The organism is Shewanella carassii (assembly GCF_019670705.1).
Classification (GTDB): domain Bacteria; phylum Pseudomonadota; class Gammaproteobacteria; order Enterobacterales; family Shewanellaceae; genus Shewanella; species Shewanella carassii.
The window spans coordinates 2,132,260-2,150,040 of the sequence record NZ_AP024618.1; the positions used below are offsets into that span (position 1 = coordinate 2,132,260).

Annotated in this window: 13 protein-coding genes and 3 tRNA genes; 9 read left to right on the forward strand and 7 right to left on the reverse strand. The window is 51.6% G+C overall.

Features of this window, described 5'->3' with window-relative positions:
- Positions 1–58 precede the first annotated feature (58 nt).
- A complete protein-coding gene (dacB, locus tag K5621_RS09710; RefSeq protein WP_221051052.1) occupies positions 59–1,597 on the reverse strand; it encodes a D-alanyl-D-alanine carboxypeptidase/D-alanyl-D-alanine endopeptidase in 1,539 nt (512 codons plus the stop codon).
- 51 nt (positions 1,598–1,648) lie between these two features.
- Positions 1,649–1,813, reverse strand: a complete 165-nt coding sequence (locus K5621_RS09715) for a hypothetical protein (RefSeq protein ID WP_100143596.1) — start codon at positions 1,811–1,813, stop codon at positions 1,649–1,651.
- A gap of 348 nt (positions 1,814–2,161) precedes the next feature.
- On the opposite strand from K5621_RS09715, the gene pssA reads away from it, so the two are divergent.
- Positions 2,162–3,475 (forward strand): CDP-diacylglycerol--serine O-phosphatidyltransferase, encoded by a 1,314-nt coding sequence (gene pssA, locus K5621_RS09720; protein WP_221051053.1) that lies wholly within the window; start codon positions 2,162–2,164, stop codon positions 3,473–3,475.
- A 120-nt stretch (positions 3,476–3,595) separates the two neighbouring features.
- Positions 3,596–4,531 (forward strand): LysR family transcriptional regulator, encoded by a 936-nt coding sequence (locus K5621_RS09725; RefSeq protein WP_221051054.1) that lies wholly within the window; start codon positions 3,596–3,598, stop codon positions 4,529–4,531.
- On the opposite strand, the gene K5621_RS09730 is transcribed toward K5621_RS09725, so the two are convergent.
- The 4 genes from K5621_RS09730 to K5621_RS09745 form a co-directional block, all read right to left on the reverse strand.
- Entirely contained in the window at positions 4,518–5,594 is a 1,077-nt protein-coding gene (locus K5621_RS09730) for a YjjW family glycine radical enzyme activase (RefSeq protein ID WP_221051055.1), read from the reverse strand. The genes K5621_RS09725 and K5621_RS09730 overlap by 14 nt on opposite strands.
- An 11-nt stretch (positions 5,595–5,605) precedes the next feature.
- Positions 5,606–7,156 (reverse strand): YjjI family glycine radical enzyme, encoded by a 1,551-nt coding sequence (locus tag K5621_RS09735; RefSeq protein WP_221051056.1) that lies wholly within the window; start codon positions 7,154–7,156, stop codon positions 5,606–5,608.
- Positions 7,157–7,493: 337 nt separating this feature from the next.
- Positions 7,494–8,504 (reverse strand): type I glyceraldehyde-3-phosphate dehydrogenase, encoded by a 1,011-nt coding sequence (gene gap / locus K5621_RS09740; RefSeq protein WP_221051057.1) that lies wholly within the window; start codon positions 8,502–8,504, stop codon positions 7,494–7,496.
- 216 nt (positions 8,505–8,720) lie between these two features.
- A complete protein-coding gene (locus tag K5621_RS09745) occupies positions 8,721–9,641 on the reverse strand; it encodes a DUF2989 domain-containing protein (protein WP_245003159.1) in 921 nt (306 codons plus the stop codon).
- A gap of 204 nt (positions 9,642–9,845) precedes the next feature.
- Between K5621_RS09745 and K5621_RS09750 the strand changes: the two genes are divergently transcribed.
- From K5621_RS09750 to K5621_RS09780, 7 genes are all read left to right on the forward strand, one after another.
- On the forward strand, positions 9,846–11,288 hold the full coding sequence (locus K5621_RS09750) for a glyceraldehyde-3-phosphate dehydrogenase (RefSeq protein ID WP_221051059.1): 1,443 nt from the start codon (positions 9,846–9,848) through the stop codon (positions 11,286–11,288).
- A 427-nt stretch (positions 11,289–11,715) separates the two neighbouring features.
- A tRNA-Gly gene (locus K5621_RS09755) sits at positions 11,716–11,791 on the forward strand.
- A gap of 20 nt (positions 11,792–11,811) precedes the next feature.
- Positions 11,812–11,885 (forward strand) — tRNA-Cys (locus K5621_RS09760).
- A gap of 43 nt (positions 11,886–11,928) precedes the next feature.
- Positions 11,929–12,015: transfer RNA gene (locus tag K5621_RS09765), tRNA-Leu, on the forward strand.
- A gap of 143 nt (positions 12,016–12,158) precedes the next feature.
- On the forward strand, positions 12,159–13,058 hold the full coding sequence (locus K5621_RS09770; protein WP_221051060.1) for a CLCA_X family protein: 900 nt from the start codon (positions 12,159–12,161) through the stop codon (positions 13,056–13,058).
- Positions 13,059–13,131: 73 nt separating this feature from the next.
- A complete protein-coding gene (locus K5621_RS09775) occupies positions 13,132–13,821 on the forward strand; it encodes an SDR family oxidoreductase (protein WP_100143603.1) in 690 nt (229 codons plus the stop codon).
- Between the two features lie 416 nt (positions 13,822–14,237).
- A complete protein-coding gene (locus K5621_RS09780; protein WP_221051061.1) occupies positions 14,238–16,118 on the forward strand; it encodes a S8 family peptidase in 1,881 nt (626 codons plus the stop codon).
- Positions 16,119–16,240: 122 nt separating this feature from the next.
- On the opposite strand, the gene K5621_RS09785 is transcribed toward K5621_RS09780, so the two are convergent.
- Positions 16,241–17,365, reverse strand: a complete 1,125-nt coding sequence (locus tag K5621_RS09785) for a hypothetical protein (protein WP_100143605.1) — start codon at positions 17,363–17,365, stop codon at positions 16,241–16,243.
- Positions 17,366–17,781 lie beyond the last annotated feature (416 nt).

The window sequence follows — 17,781 nt, forward strand, 5'->3', positions numbered from 1 at the left end:
GACATTTCTTATGGCTTTATTGCCGTTTTATGGAGGTAAGAGTTTTGAAGGTGCTTTACTAACGGGCGCTGACATTAACTTCTGTCTGCGTTTTTTCCTGCTGTGTTGGTTTGGGCTTATCTTGCTCTTTTGCCGCCAGTTGGCCTTCTGTGTGGCTGTTTGCACGGTAATCTGTCAGCCCCTGCAGCAAAAGCGTGGCAAAGGGTGCGGCTTCAAGTTCCTTACTCTGGGGGCTCAAACCATTTTCCAGTATTACAAACAGGTATCTGGGCACTTGCTTGTCACTGTCATCGGTAACATAACCGGCCAGATTCACCACACCCTGCATGCTGCCTGTTTTGGCCCAGACTCTGCCCTTGAGCGGTTTGTTGGCATAATGCTTACGGTACTTCAAGGTGCCGCTGTGGCCGGATATCGGCAGTTTGTGCATCAACCATTGGTAATCTGGGGTATCGGCAATCAGACGCAGCAACTGCGCCAACTGCCGGGCATTGAGTAGGTTGTAACGTGATAGGCCTGAACCGTCTATCAGTTGAGCTCTTTCCAACACTATGCCTTTTTCCGCCAGCACTTCCCTGATGGCCTTGGCGCCGGCACTGAAACTGGCGCCATCACCATAATAGTGTTTCCCCAGCTGTTTAAGCAGGCTGTCGGCAATCAGGTTGTCAGATTCCAGCAGCATGGTTTCCAAAAGCTCGGGCAGGGTATCCGAGGCATGACTGGCCACCACCCTTGAGCTGGCCGGTAGCTGATTGGAGGTGAGTATCTTGCCTTTTATACTGAGCTTGCCCTTGATGATGCCAGCGACAGTGTCGATGGCATATTGGCCGGGATCGTTGACCGCCAGCGCCAGCGGTAATACCTGAGCGCCTGGGAAACAGCCACTGAAATGAAAGTGGTTCCCGGGTAATCTAGCGAGTTGCAGTTCGCAAAAGCCCTGCTTGTGGCCCTTATCGAAGATGGCGTTGGTGGTTAGCTTGACCGGCAGATAAACCGGCGCGGAAATTTTGGCCTTGTCCGAGGCGAGTGTAGGCTCGAGTTTGCCATGAACACAGTTTTGGTTAATCACATAGCTGGAGACGGGGGCTGCGTAACAGATCCCCAAGTCATCCCATACCCAACCGGGTGCTCTAAGCTGCTCATGGGTTTCACCTATCAAGATAAGGTTGCCCTGTACCTGGTTGATACCCGCTTCGGTGACACGCTTGAACAGCTCTATTAAATCCTGGCGCTTTAAGGTGGGATCGCCACTAAACAGCAGATAGAGATCGCCTTGAAGTACGCCATTTTTGGGCGAACCTGTGCTGAGAATGCTGGTGTGATAACGAAACTCTTCTCCCAGCATTTCGGTGGCTGTTACCGCGGTTAGCAGCTTTTGGGTACTGGCCGGGATCATCAGGGTTTCGCTGTTGTGGCTCAGCAGTAGCTCGCCGCTTTGCAGATCTTCTATCCAGACGGCGGTTTGTGATGAGGCCGGAGTGATCAGAGCCAAAAGATCATCAAGAGAGGTATTATCGGCCTTCAAAGGGGAAGACAGCGCCATGGCGCTCAATAATAACAGTGGACGTGCCAAGTACTGCAGGGACAGCTGTGGCATAAAAAAGCCTCCGGTTCCGTGAATGCTTTTGAGAGTATAACCTGCAGAGTCTTAGCTGTCGTCCTTGTCCATCAGTGCATAGAGTTTCAGTGTGACTATCAATACCAAACCGATAAACAGCGGCAGTACTAAAGGGCCGAGATAGGTTTTGAAGTGAAACAGAGCCCAGGCCGCGAGCAGGGTGCCGATAAGCGTTAACCAGAATTGTTTGTTCATTGTCGTCCAGTTTGAATTCATTGAGCACTAGGCTCAGGGGCATAATAGTGTATAAGGCGAAACCTGTAATAACAGGAGTCCCATTGCAAAAGCGTGATCTGGGTTGGTTTTACTCTTGTCGCGCTGTCGTCAGTATCTATTTTGATACAAATTGCGTCGAAATCGTGAACCAATAGCGGCTGTTGGCGAGAAAAGGCTTGCCCGGGCCGGGACAAGTGGGTAATTTCTATTGCCTTATTCGCCCCGCAGCGGATCTTTGTCGATTGCGCCATCACAGGGGAAGGACATTTTGCCGGGAAACACAAGGAGCGAGTGGATTGCCGGAACATACAGTGACAGGAGGATACCTTGCTGGATAAGCTGGGTGGAATTGCCATAGCGCCGGATGCATTGCACTGGCTGCTGACCCCAAGTAACTTCAAACAGACCTTGATTGAGCGGATCCGTAACGCCAAAGAGGCTATCTATATTGCGGCACTCTATCTGGAAGACGATGAAGCCGGGCGTGAGATACTTGCCGAACTGTTGGCGGCCAAGGCTGCCAGACCCGAACTCGAAATCAAGGTGCTGGTCGATTTTCACCGCGCCCGCCGCGGCCTTATTGGCCATAAGGGCGATGGCGGCAACAACCTGATGTACCGTCAGGTGATGGCGCAAGCGCAGCAGCGCTTCAACATCTATGGTGTGCCGGTGAAATCCCGCGAGTTTATGGGAGTACTGCACCTCAAGGGCTTTATTGTCGATGATGCCGTGATATACAGCGGCGCCAGCCTCAATAATATCTATCTGCAGCAGAAAGATAGATATCGTTTCGATCGCTACCATGTGCTGGAGTCGGCCGAGCTGGCTACCAGCATGCGAGAGATGATTGACAGTGCTATTTTGAGTGACAAAGCGGTTAGTTGTCTGAGCTGTCCGGAAGAAGAGGAAGTGCTGCCGGAAAAAATCGATGTCAGAAGCTTTAAGCAGCGATTGTCGGCGGCAAGCTATCAATTCAAGGGTGTTGAAGAGGGATTGCGGGTCACGCCGCTTTTGGGACTCGGACGCAAGCGCAATCCGCTCAACAAGGCGGTACTCGCCATGGTGGAGGAGTCCAAGGAATCGCTTTTTATTTGCACTCCCTATTTTAACCCGCCCTATGCTTTGGTGCGGGCGCTGGTTAAACACCTGCGCAACGGCAAGCGCCTGGATATTCTGGTGGGTGACAAGACGGCCAATGACTTCTATATTCCGCCGGAGCAGGATTTTTCCACCATAGGTGCCTTGCCGTATCTCTATGAGCAGTCGCTGCGCAAGTTTGTCAAACGCCAGCAGTGGGCGGTGGATCAGGGGCTACTCAATATCCATCTGTGGAAGCATGACAACAACAGTTATCACCTCAAAGGGGTGAGCATGGATGGTCGCAAACACCTGCTCACCGGCAGCAATCTCAATCCGCGGGCCTGGGCCCTGGATCTGGAAAATGGTTTGCTGCTGCATGATGACAAACAAGAGCTGGCCGAGTCTTTTGCCAAAGAGCAGCAACATCTGCTGCTGCACAGCCAGCGTTTGTATCATTACAGCCAGATAGATACCTTGCAGAGTTACCCCAAGCCGGTAAAGAAAATCATGAACCGCATTCGCAGGCTCAAGGCCGACTTTCTGCTGCGGCGTATTCTCTGATAGCGCTTTCCCCAAGCGCTTGGCCGAATGAAAGTATGATTGCAGAACTTCATTCCGTTATGGTTTAACCTTGGCTTATTCCGTCAAGGTTAAACCCCGCCAAGGTGAAATACAGCCAGAATGAGTGATATCGTCCGCTTATCCCGCATCAATTTCCGTCATCTTCTGGTGCTCAGACAACTGCTGGAACAGCAAAGCGTCACCCAGGCGGCCACGCGTCTGTGTTTGAGCCCTTCGGCGGTCAGCAAAATACTCTCCCAGCTCAGGGATTGCCTCGACGATGAGCTCTTCTACCGTCAGGGGAATCAGCTGTTGCCGACTGCCAAGGCCAAACGACTCGGGCCGGTTATCAGCGCCATGCTCAGAGAGATGGATAACCTGTTTACCGAAGAGGGCTTTCGCCCGGAAAGATTTCAAGGGCGGATGAATTTGGCGCTGAGGGAAAGCAGCTTCGAACTGCTTGCGAGCGCTATCGCCAGCGTGCAGCAGCGGGCGCCGGGAATGACACTGGCGGTGCATGCCAAAGAGAGCACGGGGTTTCAATCCCTGTGTGAAGGACGGGTGGACTTGCTGGTTCTGCCTCACGACTTGGGACAGCCGCCAACTGGCCGCAACGAACTGATTTGGGAACGTTTGGCAGAGGACGAGATGTGTTGCCTGATGCGGGCCGATCACCCGCTGGCGGCAAAAGAGCTGACGCTGGATGCCTATCTGAGCTTCGCCCATGTGGGCATCTTGGATGCCGATCTGCAGCAACCCTTTTTCGAGCAGTCATTAGCACAATTGAGCCGCAGGCGGGAGCTGGCGATGGAAGTCGCCGACTTCGGCGCCGCCGCCAGTATCTGCCGCCACTCGGACTTGCTGTTTACCTGCTCGGCGCTGTGGGCTTCAATGGCGGCGCAGGCAAGCAGCATGGTGGTTAAGCCATTGCCCTTTGCCTATGGCAAGGTGGGCTATAGCATGGTGCATCATCAAAGTGGTAGCCGGGATCCGGCGCTACAATGGCTAAAAGCAACCCTGCTGAGTGGCTTTAAGCAGTCCATCAGCCAAGGTTAACCGGTGGCAGACTGATATTGGCTATGCCGGCACGGCTAAGCGCCTTGGCCAGATCATTAATCTGCTGTTGGCTCGCCTTGGGCCAGCGCAAGGCCTCGCCTTTGACACCATGATGATTGTAACCGTTTAGGCGTAGCCGCATCGGCTCCCCCTTCAGCGCTTGCCAGCGTTGCAAGTCGAGCAAAAACAACGCCAGAGCGTCAAAGTGCTGCCAATAATCACTTTTTCCGGGAACTTCCAGTAGCCTGATTTCCGCCAGTTTTCCCGCTTCGGCCAGCAGTTGCAGGCTCTGCTTGACCTTGATATTGCCACGGCCTGTCAGTCGTCGGTGAGCCGGCTCATCCCAGGCTTTCAGGTCAACCATGGCGCCATCAAGCCAAGGGAGCAGACGCTGCCAACCACCTTCTCCCAGGCTGCCATTGGTATCCAAAAGACAAGTCAGGTGTTTGAGCTCTGGGCTTTGTTTAATGGCCTTAAACAGGTTAGTGACGAAGTTCAGTTGCAAGCTGGCCTCTCCACCACTCAAGGTGATACCGCGGATAAAAGCTTTCTGCCTTTTAACCAGCGCCAACGCTGTTTCGACTGACAGGCGTTGGGTCTTGGGCTGGCTGCTCGAAGGGCAAACATCGAGACAGGTGTTGCAGCCGATGCAGCTTGTACTATCCCAGGCAAGCCTGAGAGATGCCTTGCTATTTGAAATTGCTTGAATGTCAGCCGCAGCTGATTTTAGGCTCAAGGCACCTGCCGGGCAGTGCGTAATACACTCCTGGCAGGCGTCACACAGAGTGATGGTTTCCGGATTATGGCAACCGGGGCAGCGAAAGTTGCAACCCTGAAGGAAAAACACCATGCGATTGCCCGGGCCATCAACGGTCGAGAAGGGCAACACTCTGGCGACGTCGGCACTGGCAACCTCGGAACTTATAGTCAATGCCGAAGTGCCAGTGTCGCCGCTATTTAACTCACGGCGATTCGACTGACGCCCATTCAGCTCATCGCGATTAAGCTCAGAATGATTAGACGGGCTATCAAATATTCCTATTCCCGGGGCTGCACTCTTCATAGCTTGCGTCCTTACACCTGGGACTTGTCGGCGGCATGGAACTCGGCGCTCACTACCCGCGGTGCCCTTTGGGTCACGGCCGTGGTTTCACTGGCTTCTGTGCCCAGAAAGGTGGTGTTGGTACGTGAGCCTTGTTGGCGGTAACTGGCGATCTGCGACTTTTTCACCATATAACCTGTGATGCGCACCAGATCGGTATCGGCGGTATTGGCGGTAAATTCACGAAAGCCGGCATCCAGGGCGCCAATACACAGCTCAAGCAGGGCTTCAGGATTGGCCTTGATGGTTTCATCCAGGGTCAGGATCTCGCTGATCCCGGAAGGATAGAAAGCGTGTTGCGGCGCCAGCGCCAACACATGAGTGACAGGATCCGGCTCGTGGCCGTAGGCTATTCTGACTCCCGGAGTGGTGCCTTTGTCGATGGAAAGGCCCCCCTGGGCATGAAGTAAGGCGCGGCCATTAAAGCCAAAACTGACTTGGGTAGTGGTCACTCTGTCACTGAGCGCGCGGCTAATGGCTAAACCGAGCGCATTGGCCTGCTCACTGTGACCATATTCGCCACTCATACCTGCCAACTGCTGCAGATGATTGACGGCTTCGGCCATGGCATAAACGCCGAACATGGGCGCAAAGCGGGATTCGTCAATGAGGCCTTCTTTTACCAGGAAAGAGTCGAAGAAATGGGACCGGCGGTGTAAAAACTCACAGCGTAGCTCAATCAGTTCATACATAAGGTTGCAGTAATGGGGCAGGGTGCGCTCGAGCATTTCCTCCAGGGTACCGGCTTCTTCGGCGACGGCTTTGAGGTTAAGTCTGACCAGAGTATTGGCGCCGCCTCGGGTGGGGAGCGCGTTATAACAGCTGACAATGCCGAACGTTTGATTTGGCGCCTCACCGGGAGCACAGGCAAAGGTCTGGGCATGTATCGGCCAGTTGCCAATGTGAGGTTTACTGCAGGCAATGATATTGTCTGTTGCCAGTCGCAGCAGCGCTTTGGGGGTGCGCTTGGGGTCATACATAAAGGTTAGATTGGGAGCCACCTGCTTGAGCTCGGCATCAATGCGCAAAATAGTGCGGCAGACACGGTTGTCCTCTGGGCCTATGTTGGCATGCATAAAGGCGTCCGGCAGGGTGCGATCCAACTGGATCCAGAAGCGTTTCAGTTTCTGATACAAGGCGTCATCACTGATATCCTGGCAGTAAGGCAACAATAAACTATCGAGATAGCCAAGAAACACAGGGATATTGGTGACTGACGGCACATGGTGATACAGCACCATCAGCTTCATCAGGGCATCATCCAGATCTTCGGCCGGTGTCAACTCCAGGTACTCGGAGCCTTGCTCTAGAAAACGTTGGTAATCGGGCAAAACATATCTGGGTTTGAACGGGGCATGACCCTCAAACATATCGCAGATAATGCCTTTATCCATGGCTTGGGTCAGTGCTTCACTGCGAGGCAGATAGGGAATACTGGCATCGGCGGCACCGGCCAACGCCAGGGTCTTTTGCTTGGGGTCAAGCAAGGGATCGGTAATAAGACTGAGAAATTGATTGTCCATAGTGAGACTCCGCTAAAAGCAAGGCGCTAACCGGCGCAATGGCCGAATTGGCTTTCAAACACAATAATTGAAACGGCTTTTAACCTGAGTCTAAGTAGGGACTTTATTTTCCGGAAGTGAAATGTGCTTGATGGTGCTTGTCGAAAATGGAAATCCGCTGCTTTGCATCAAGTATTGCATGGGCAATGAAGAAGCAAGGAGATATGGAGTGAAAGCACTGTTGAGAGACGGATAAAAACGGGCTATGGTCGCTTGAGAAAGACCTCGGCCTTGGCAAGACAGAGTAACTGGCATAAAAAACGCCTGCACTTGGCAGGCGTTTGGCTTTGAACTCGGATTACTTGGCTGTCATCAAGGCAACGGCGTTGTCCAGCATACGGTTGCTGAAACCCCACTCGTTGTCGTACCAGGCCATGACTTTCACCAGACGTCCCTTGACGCGAGTCTGGGTGGCGTCGAAGTTGGACGAGAAGGCGTTGTGGTTGAAGTCGATGGAAACCAGAGGCTCCTTGTTTACCGCCAGCACTTCATTCATGGGGGAAGTCTTGGCAGCCGCTTCTATGATGGCGTTAACTTCTTCCACTGTGGTGTCGCGGGAAGCGATAAAGGACAGGTCAACCAGAGACACGTTGACAGTCGGAACCCGAACCGCTAGGCCGTCGAATTTGCCCTGAAGCTCAGGTACAACCAAACCAACAGCCGCCGCGGCACCTGTTTTGGTTGGGATCATCGACAGAGCCGCCGCACGGGCACGACGCATATCGCTGTGATACACATCAGACAGACGCTGGTCATTGGTGTAGGCGTGAATAGTGGTCATCAGGCCGGACTCAATGCCGATGGCATCGTTCAATGGCTTGGCCACAGGCGCCAGACAGTTAGTGGTACAGGAAGCATTGGAGATAACAGTCATCTCTTTGGTGATTTCCTGGTTATTAACCCCGTATACCACAGTGGCATCAACATTCTTGCCGGGAGCTGAGATGATAACCTTCTTGGCGCCGGCATCCAGGTGTGGTTGTACCGCTTCTTTGGAAGTGAAGATACCGGTACATTCGAAGACTACGTCTACCTGCAGCTCGGCCCAAGGCAACTTGGCAGGATCGCGCTCCTGGAAGGTCGGGATCTTGTCGCCGTTGACATAAATAGCATCGTCGTCATGTTCGACTTTGGCGTTGAAGCGGCCGTGAACAGAGTCATACTTGGTCAGGTGAGCGTTGATGGAAGCATCTCCGAGATCGTTGATGGCAACGATTTGAATTGGATAGTCTTTCTCACTCTCGTATAGAGCACGCAGAACATTGCGTCCGATACGGCCATAACCGTTAATTGCTACGCGGATAGTCATCTCATATCCCTCTGGTGAATGTAAAAACAGTAATTGGTAGTAAAATTACAAAAATGACGCAGTACGTCAAGTTAATTCATGCTGTAACCGGCTATTCCGTTAACAAATTAGGTGGTTTTATTACAGCGGTCGCGAAACAATACTTTAATTGTGTGACTGAACGGCGTAAATTACAAACTGGCGGGTATTTGCCGTCTAAATAACGGTATAGGCACATCACCGGGGCCCGGCTGTTGCGTCAGTTTGTTCGAGTGTGGTGTTGCTATCAGGGGCTTGTGTTTCTGTCGGCTCAGTCTCTGGTTGTTTTTCCTCGTCGCCTTGCAGCCGTTTAGGCCAGTCACTGTCAAGATAATCCCCGCTTTTCAGAACCTCGGCGAGGTTGCTTGCTTGTTGATCCAAATGTGTACTCAACTGGTTATCGTTACCTATCATGGCCTTCAGTTGAACTTCATCGACCGGATTGTCGGTCAAAAGCAAATTGGCTCTCGAAAGCAGATAGGCCTGCTCCATATCCTGCAACTGCCGGAAAGCGCTTGCCAGCCCCAACAACCAATCGGGGTCGAAGTTCTCTTCGGTGCTTCTTGCCAACACTTTAAGATAGAGTTGTTTCGCTTTGGTCGCATCAAACTTGAGGTAATAGCCCGCAAGCCCGGCCAAGATCTCGGGCGAATCTAGCTGTTGTTGTTTTTCTGCCTCCAGCAATACCTTGAGTGCCGCGTCATCACCCAAATGTGCCCAGTGATAGAAGGCGATATGGATGTCATTGCTGCCCTTGGTGGAGGCTTGCAGCTCAGACAGGCTTTGCGCGCTTAAACCGAATGCTCTGGCTCTGTCATTGGTACGCTCAGGATTGAGAATATGCTGTACTCCGGCGGCAAGCCCCACACAGCGGTTGTAGTTTTCCAGATTAACGAGCAAGCGATAGATCTGCTCTCCTGAGGGCTCCGGCGTGGTTTTGACCTGATAGCGCTGAATGATCAGGCTAGCCTTTTCCCGTCTGCACCAGCTGTCCTTATGTAAATCGTCACAAAGTTCGGGATTATTCTTACAAATAGTGGCGGGATTAGGGCGGTTATCACAGCCGGTAACCCCGGAAAAAAGGATAAATGATGTAATTATTACTAGATTACGCGTCAAAATGCGCTCCATTAAATAAAATCTGTAATTTAATTAGAGATTTAGCGAAAATCTCCTACTAGCCTGACGCAGCAGTTTTCATTACAATAGCGCCGACCAAAAAGGGGCAGGTTAGCTGTCGTTATTAAGATTATTGGTCTTTTCTTTTTGTTACTCAAACCTTTCCCGGCAATAAAGTGGAAAAGTGAGATAAAGGATCTGTAAATGAGCGCTGATAAACACCTACAAAGTTGGCAAGAACGCTTCGAACTGGCAGAGGCCATGCAGCCCCTGTTGGGCAAGTTGTATCGCAATCAGGGCGTAGAAGTGGTGGTTTATGGTAAACCCCTGCTGATCGCCTCCACCATCGATATTATCAAGGCCCATCGTCTGGTTCGTCGCCATGTGGGCGATAAGCTGCGCCTGCGTGAGAGCTTCCCCTTCGTAGAAGCCCTGAGCAAACTGGATGTCAAACAGTGCAAAGTGGATATAGGTAAACTGGCCGTTAAGTACTGGCGTAACCACACCGACGGCAGCGAAATCGAAGCTTATATGAGCCGCGAGCTGGCTAGTGCCATCGAAAGCAAAGATGAAGTTGAGCCACGCAACGTTGTACTCTATGGCTTTGGCCGCATCGGTCGTCTGCTGGCCCGTCTGCTGATTGAAAAAACCGGCCGCAGCAACAAGCTACGTCTGCGCGCGATTGTTCTGCGCGGTGGCCGCAAGGGGGATTTGGAAAAACGTGCCAGCCTGCTGCGCCGTGATTCAGTACACGGACCTTTCAACGGTTCTGTCGAGGTGGATGAAGAGAACAACGCCATCATCGCCAACGGTACTTATATTCAGGTGATTTACGCCAACTCACCCGATGAAGTGGATTACACCAAGTACGGTATTACCGATGCCCTGGTGGTCGATAACACAGGTATCTGGAAAGATGAAGACGGTTTGGGTCTGCACCTCAAGAGTCCAGGTGCTTCCAAGGTTCTGCTGACTGCCCCTGCCAAGGGCAGCATCAAGAACATAGTTTATGGTGTTAACGATAACGATATTCTGCCGGAAGATGTTATTGTGTCTGCCGCCAGCTGTACTACCAACGCCATTACGCCTGTACTGAAGGCCGTTAATGACAAGTACGGTATTGAAAATGGTCACGTGGAAACTATCCACTCTTATACCAATGATCAAAACCTGATCGACAACTATCACAAAGCCGACCGCCGTGGTCGCAGTGCACCGCTGAACATGGTGATCACTGAAACCGGTGCCGCTAAAGCGGTTGCCAAGGCGCTGCCGGTACTCTCCGGTAAGCTGACAGGTAACGCGATTCGGGTACCGACTCCGAACGTGTCCATGGCCATCATTAGCCTGAACCTGAACGCCGAAACCAGCAAAGAAGATATGAACGCTTATCTGCGTGATATCGCGCTGCACTCTGAGCTGCAAAATCAGGTGGACTTCACCGAGTCTACAGAAATCGTGTCTTGTGACCTAGTGGGTTCACGCTACGCCGGTGTGGTTGATTCTCAAGCCACTATCGCCGACGGTAAGCGCGCTATCCTCTATGTATGGTACGACAACGAGTTCGGTTACAGCTGCCAGGTAGTCGGTGTGATGCAAAAGATGTTGGGTCTTAACTACCTGACTCTGCCGCTATCTGAAGAGTAATTTCGACTCTTACTGCCAAGGCCCGGTCTGAGTACCGGGCCTTGTTGTATCCAAGTCTTAATGTTTTTGCTTAACCTGGGCGGCTATCAAGCCTTTTCACAAGGGGTTTCACTGTGACTTTTATGATGGTATTCGGTAGGAGTAGCCGCTGACAAGCTACTGAATCGGATTGTATTTTAATCATGATAATGAAAATTTGACCCACTTTGAACAAATTGGCAGCATCCGAGTGGTTTTGGCATAAAAATGCTGATTTGCCGATTGACTCCCGGCCTTAAATCGGTAGAATGCCATTCCGCAGTCAGGGGATAACACTCTGGCTTCCGCTTGAATGGCGGAACAGGCATGCGACATTAGCTCAGTTGATAAAACAGAAGGTTGGTACCTTTGTTGATTGTCAACTCGGAAGATGAAGCAAACAAGTGATGCGACATTAGCTCAGTTGGTAGAGCGGTACCTTGCCAAGGTACAGGTCATCGGTTCGAACCCGATATGTCGCTCCAATCCCAGCCTCATGGCTTGGGGCGCGATGGCAGAATGGCTATGCTGCGGATTGCAAATCCGTCGATCTCGGTTCGACTCCGGGTCGCGCCTCCACTCTTTCAGTGACAATGGGTAATATCTCCTTGTTACACAGTTTGCCCGAGTGGTGGAATCGGTAGACACAAGGGATTTAAAATCCCTCGCTGGTAACAGCGTGACGGTTCAAGTCCGTCCTCGGGTACCATTATAAATGGTGCAAAAAAGGCTCCCTCGAGGAGCCTTTTTTGTTTTTGAATTTTCTTACAGCGCCCCTAAGCCTTTGTGGGACTTTCAAGGCGTTCGGTTATACACTTGCTTCTGTTGAGAATTGACCGGGAGCCAAGCATTTTGCTGACAAGCCGCCACTATTTGCGCGAAGGACCGGATTATCGTTTCGACGAGCAGGTCAGTTTTCTCGATATCAAGCAACAGTTCGGCTTTGCCAATGTGCGGGTAGGCAAGTGGGTCAGCGCTGAAGAATCACGGCTGGCTGCCAATCTGATATTTGATTCGCTGGCGGACCTGGCTTTTATACTCAAGTTACCGCCGGACGCCATTGGACTTAGACAAACCCTGAATCTGGACTTTGGTCTCGGCGGCCAGAAAGGTGTCCAGGCGCACTACGCCCCTCATGAAAGGATATTGGCGCTGGCGAAAAATGCCGGTGCCGGCGCCTTGGCCCATGAGTTTTGGCACGCCTTTGATCATTATATTGCCAAAGTAGCCTTTAGCATTCATTCAAGTGTCGACAAGCTAGTCTGCTCCCAGGACTCAGGCTTAGCATTTAGTGTTGGTAGTGCTATTGGTTTTGGCAGTGACCTCTATCTTAAAGATGTCGAGCTTAGACCCCATCCACTCAACCGGCATTTGGCATTCCTATATCAAACTGTGCTGATAAGCCCGGATGGCCTTGAGCCGAGTGACTATGTGCGCCGGGCCATCGCCTTGGATAAACATTATGGCAGGCGCTATTTTTCGCTCCCTACCGAGTTGATGGCCAGGGCCTTTGAAGCCGCTATCGAGTCTTTTACCGACATACGGAACCAATACCTGGTGTCGGGTACGACTTTCTCACAGCTCAATGATGTCGGGGCCTATCCTGATGAGGCTCATAGACAAGCGATTCTCAACGCGCTGGCAAATTACTTTGGCATGCTTGGTGAAGCGCTTATCCGCCAGAGTCATCGCGAAAGTAACTCAGGATTTGACTCATCAACAGAAGCCAAACGGAAGTTAACAGGCTTATGATAAGCTCGATCGTTAGCTTCATGAGTGACGACAACCTAAGCCCGAAATTCTTAAGTAAAAGGAGATTCACCCTATGCCACAACTATTGATAACCGGTGCCAACCGCGGCATAGGATTGGCGTTGACCCAAGTCTATCTTGCCGCTGGTTGGGACGTATTGGCCTGTTGTCGCGATCCGGAAACAGCCGATGAACTACTGGAACTGGTCAACGAATTTCAGGGGCTGGAGGTGTTTGCTCTGGATGTGACCGACTATGAAGCGGTGGCAGACTTGGCTGAAGAGCTTGAGGGACGGGGCTTGGATCTCCTGCTCAACAATGCGGGCTATTATGGCCCCAAAGGCTTGCTGTTGGGACAATTGCCTGTGGATGAATGGCGCACAGTGTTTGAAGTAAACAGCATAGCGCCTTGTAAGCTTGCCGAAGCTTTCCTGCCTCATCTTATCCAAGCAAAAGGCATCATAGCCAATATCTCATCCAAGGTCGGTAGTATGGCCGACAACCAGAGTGGTGGTGGTTATCTGTATCGTTCATCCAAGGCCGCGCTTAACTCGATCACCAAGAGTCTTGCCATAGATTTGGCCGATGCCGGTGTCAAAGCGGTAGCCTTGCATCCAGGTTGGGTGCAGACCAGCATGGGCGGCCCCAATGCGCTTATTGATGTGCGTACCTCGGCGGTTGGCATCAAACAACTGCTGGATCACCTCAGCCAGGCGCAAAGTGGCGGCTTTTACGACTACTTGGGGAACACCATAGCTTGGTGAGCAAACTGTTTATCTATCAACAGGGCTCCTTTGACGCTGATAAACATCACTCAAGGGCAAGAAGAGTAGGGGCTTTCGCTGAAAGCTTGAACTTAAAATCATACTTTAGATTGATGGTATTCAATGCCAGTTAGTACGATGTGGTGGTATTGACTGAGTTATCTGTTTTGCTTGTATGGTTAACATAATGATTTATTGAATTAATTTGCTGATCCGTTGCAACCGCCCCCCATTTTGTATCTATCATACTCCTGGAGGATCTCTCTACTACTTTTGCAGGGCGTATGTAATTTAAATGTTACATTTTGAGGGCGGAGTGTTTATCCGACTCAGTATGATGTTATATGTACTGGCTGAAAATTGTCCTAGGTTAAAACGGCCCTCGAGGCAAAATCATAATAACCAAGGAAATCATTATGCAAAGGAAACATTTCATTGCGATTGCAGTTGCTGCAGCCCTGAGCAGCCCGTTCGTTCTGGCACAGGACTATCAAGCCCAGTTACATGCGGTCAATCCTGCCAAAGCCATCAAAGATCAATACATTGTAGTGTTCAATACCCCGGCTGTTATCAACCTTAATGACCCGAATGGTGTCAGCGCCTACGCCAGCAGTATGGGGGCAAGGCTTGCCAACGAACACGGCATTGAAGTCAGACAAAACTTTGGCAACAGCCTCAACGGGGTATTGGTCAAGGCCAATGCGGCTCAGATCCAGAGTCTGCTTAAAGATCCCAACATCAAATATGTTGAACAGGATCAAAGGGTGTCCATTGAACCCATGGTGGAAGCCGCTGGCGATCAAGGCGGAGCTACCTGGGGGCTTGACCGGATAGATCAGCGGGATCTGCCGCTCAACAGTAACTACCATTACGACTATGATGGCTCCGGCGTCACCGCTTTTGTCATCGATACAGGTGTACGTAACACCCATAATGAGTTTGGCGGCCGTGCCAGCAGTGGCTATGACTTTATCGATAACGATAACGACAGCAGTGACTGTAACGGTCATGGTACCCATGTTGCCGGTACCATAGGCGGCAGCAGTTATGGGGTTGCCAAGAATGTCAATATTGTCGGGGTCAGGGTGCTTAACTGCTCGGGCTCAGGTAGCAACTCCGGCGTGATTTCCGGGATCAACTGGGTGAAAAACAACGCCCAAGGGCCTTCTGTTGCCAACATGAGTTTGGGCGGCGGCGCCTCCCAGGCGCTGGATGATGCAGTAAATGCGGCCGTAGCGGCCGGGATAAGCTTTGTTGTGGCAGCGGGTAATGACAACAGTAATGCCTGTAACTATTCACCGGCGCGGGCCGCCAATGCGGTGACTGTGGGCTCTACCACCAGCACCGACAGTCGCTCAAGCTTCTCCAACTACGGCACCTGTCTGGACATCTATGCTCCGGGTTCGTCAATCACCTCTGCCTGGTACAACTCCAACAGCGCAACCAACACCATTAGTGGTACTTCCATGGCATCCCCCCATGTGGCCGGGGTGGCGGCACTTTATCTGGCGGAAAACCCAGCCTTGAGCCCGACTCAGCTGACTAACTTGCTGGTAAGCCGCGCCTCATCCGGCAAAGTGGGCGATGCCAAGACAGGTTCACCCAACAAGCTGCTCTATTCTCTGGCAGGCGATGACGGCGGTTGTGGCAATGATTGTCCATCGGATGATACTCCATTGGATAACGGCGTGGGGATCAGTGTCAGCGGTGTCCAGGGTTCATCCAACTATTTCTATATCGATGTCCCTGCGGGCGCTGCCGACTTGAACATAGATCTGGCTGGCGGCAGTGGTGATGCCGATCTCTATGTCAGCCAAGGCAGCAAACCCACGTTAAACAGCTACCAATGCCGCCCCTATAAGAGTGGCAATAATGAGAGCTGCAGCTTCAGCTCGCCGGCAGAAGGGCGCTGGTACGTGATGCTACAGGGTTACAGTGCATACAGCGGCGCCACATTAACGGCAACACACAACGCCGGTGGTGGTTGTGGCAGCGATTGTTTGGAAAATGGCGTGCCGAAGAGCAACTTGAGTGGCAGTGCGGGTTCAGAGCAGCATTTCACTGTCCAGGTTCCGGCGGGTGCTAGCCTGAATATTGTTACCAGCGGTGGCAGTGGTGACGCCGATCTCTATGTTCGCGCCGGGGCTGCACCCTTTACGTCTGTGTATGATTGCCGTCCATACAAGAGTGGTAATAGTGAAAGCTGCAGCTTTCAAGTCACCCAGGCGGCGACCTATCATGTGATGATCCGCGGATACTCTGCCTTCTCGGGCATGCAACTCTTGGCAAGCTTCTGACAATAAAAGGATAAAAAGCCGCCGGGAGGCGGCTTTTTTACGGACTCGATAGTACTCATTCACAAAAGAGAACATCCACTTAAGAGATAATCCGCTTTAGAGACTGGATTTGCATACCAGGATTAATCGCTCGGCAGTGAAGAAGGGCTCACCTGAGTTCGCGGAAATGCAGCCGAGACACAGGGAATAACCTCAAAACGATAGCCATAAAGCTCGCCGGTGTCGGGCAAGATCTGCAACAGCTCGTAATCATTGAGTTCAACGCCGCTCGCATTGGCAGACATCTGGCAGCGACTGCGGCCATCGGCTTCCATGCCAAAAGCGAAGTCGGCCACAAGTTGCCTCACTTTGTGCCTATAGGCGGCGGTGAAACGGGCGTATACCAATGCATCATCTTCTGTTTTTGCTTCGTTATTTTCCGTTTCTTGCGCTTGTGATTTCTGTCCTGCTGGATCCTGACCTTCAGTATTCAGCTTGTTTGCTTCTTGCTGAGCGCTTAAAGCCTCGTTTCCTTGGGCGGTGTCCGGTACATGCAAAGGGGAGAGGTTTGCATTTGCTTTATCCTCGTTTGGCTTAAACTGACCATTAAAGGAGAAGCTGACACCCTTGTCATCTACCCTGAAGCGGCTCTCCATGAAACGCTCCATATCGACCAGCAACATCAGATGATGCAAGATTAAAAACGATAACATGAGCCTGAGAAAGGCTGTGCTCACAGGATAGGCGTACTTGGGCTGCCACTTGAAGCCGATAAGCCCCACCAGTTTGAGCAGCAGCAGTCCTACCAGGTAGATGGGCAGTAACATCTGCAGCAGCAACAGGGCGATACTGCTGGTGATCACCATCCAAACCGGAAGCTCCAGTAACAGGGCGAAGTTATGGGTATAGTTGAAATGCGCTGCCGACACGCCGGTGACTTCATTGACTATGGCACCGCTACTGGCCAGCGAAAAGTTGGCTATGGTGGCATAAAACAGCAAAATGACCGCCTTGCCCGCCAAAGAGTGCCACAGTTTGTTGAATAGTGGCCAAAACTCAATAACCAGCGCGCTGACTGTGAGCAGGGTTGTCAACGAAGGGTGTTGTTCATAAAACGGCAGACTGAATAGCGCCAACAGGTAAAGCTTTTGGGCCGTGCTCAGCTTGGCGAGCCATTGACTGATACCTGTGCGGAACCTTTCTGCAAAGGTCGAGATCTTATGATACAGCTGCAGGATTGTCTGGCGGATGAGTTCCGTTGTTCTCATGCAAATGTTACCCAACTAAAGGCTCGGTTCGATGCCGCATTGTTACCAAAATACAACGAGAGGACAACACTTTATAAAGGGAAATAGTCAAACCTTGGATCAAGCTTTAGCTTGAATGGCTGCACCGCGCAATTGAATCAACAAGAACACTCAAGAGTGGTGTATGGATTTTGCTCAAGATCTTTCTGTATGAATTTGCTACAATGTCTTTTCGCTCTGAATTAACTCTTGTCCGGGACATTGTATCCGGGCTGCTCTGTTTACCCAGACTCAACCGAACCGTTACCGCCAATTTGTTGCGGCAGGGAAGCTTTTTGTCGCGACTGGCATGTCATCCTAACGGTCTTCTTTAAACAGACCTCAAGCGCTTATCAGAGGGTTGAACAAAAAGCGAAGCCGCTGCCCGGGCCTACATG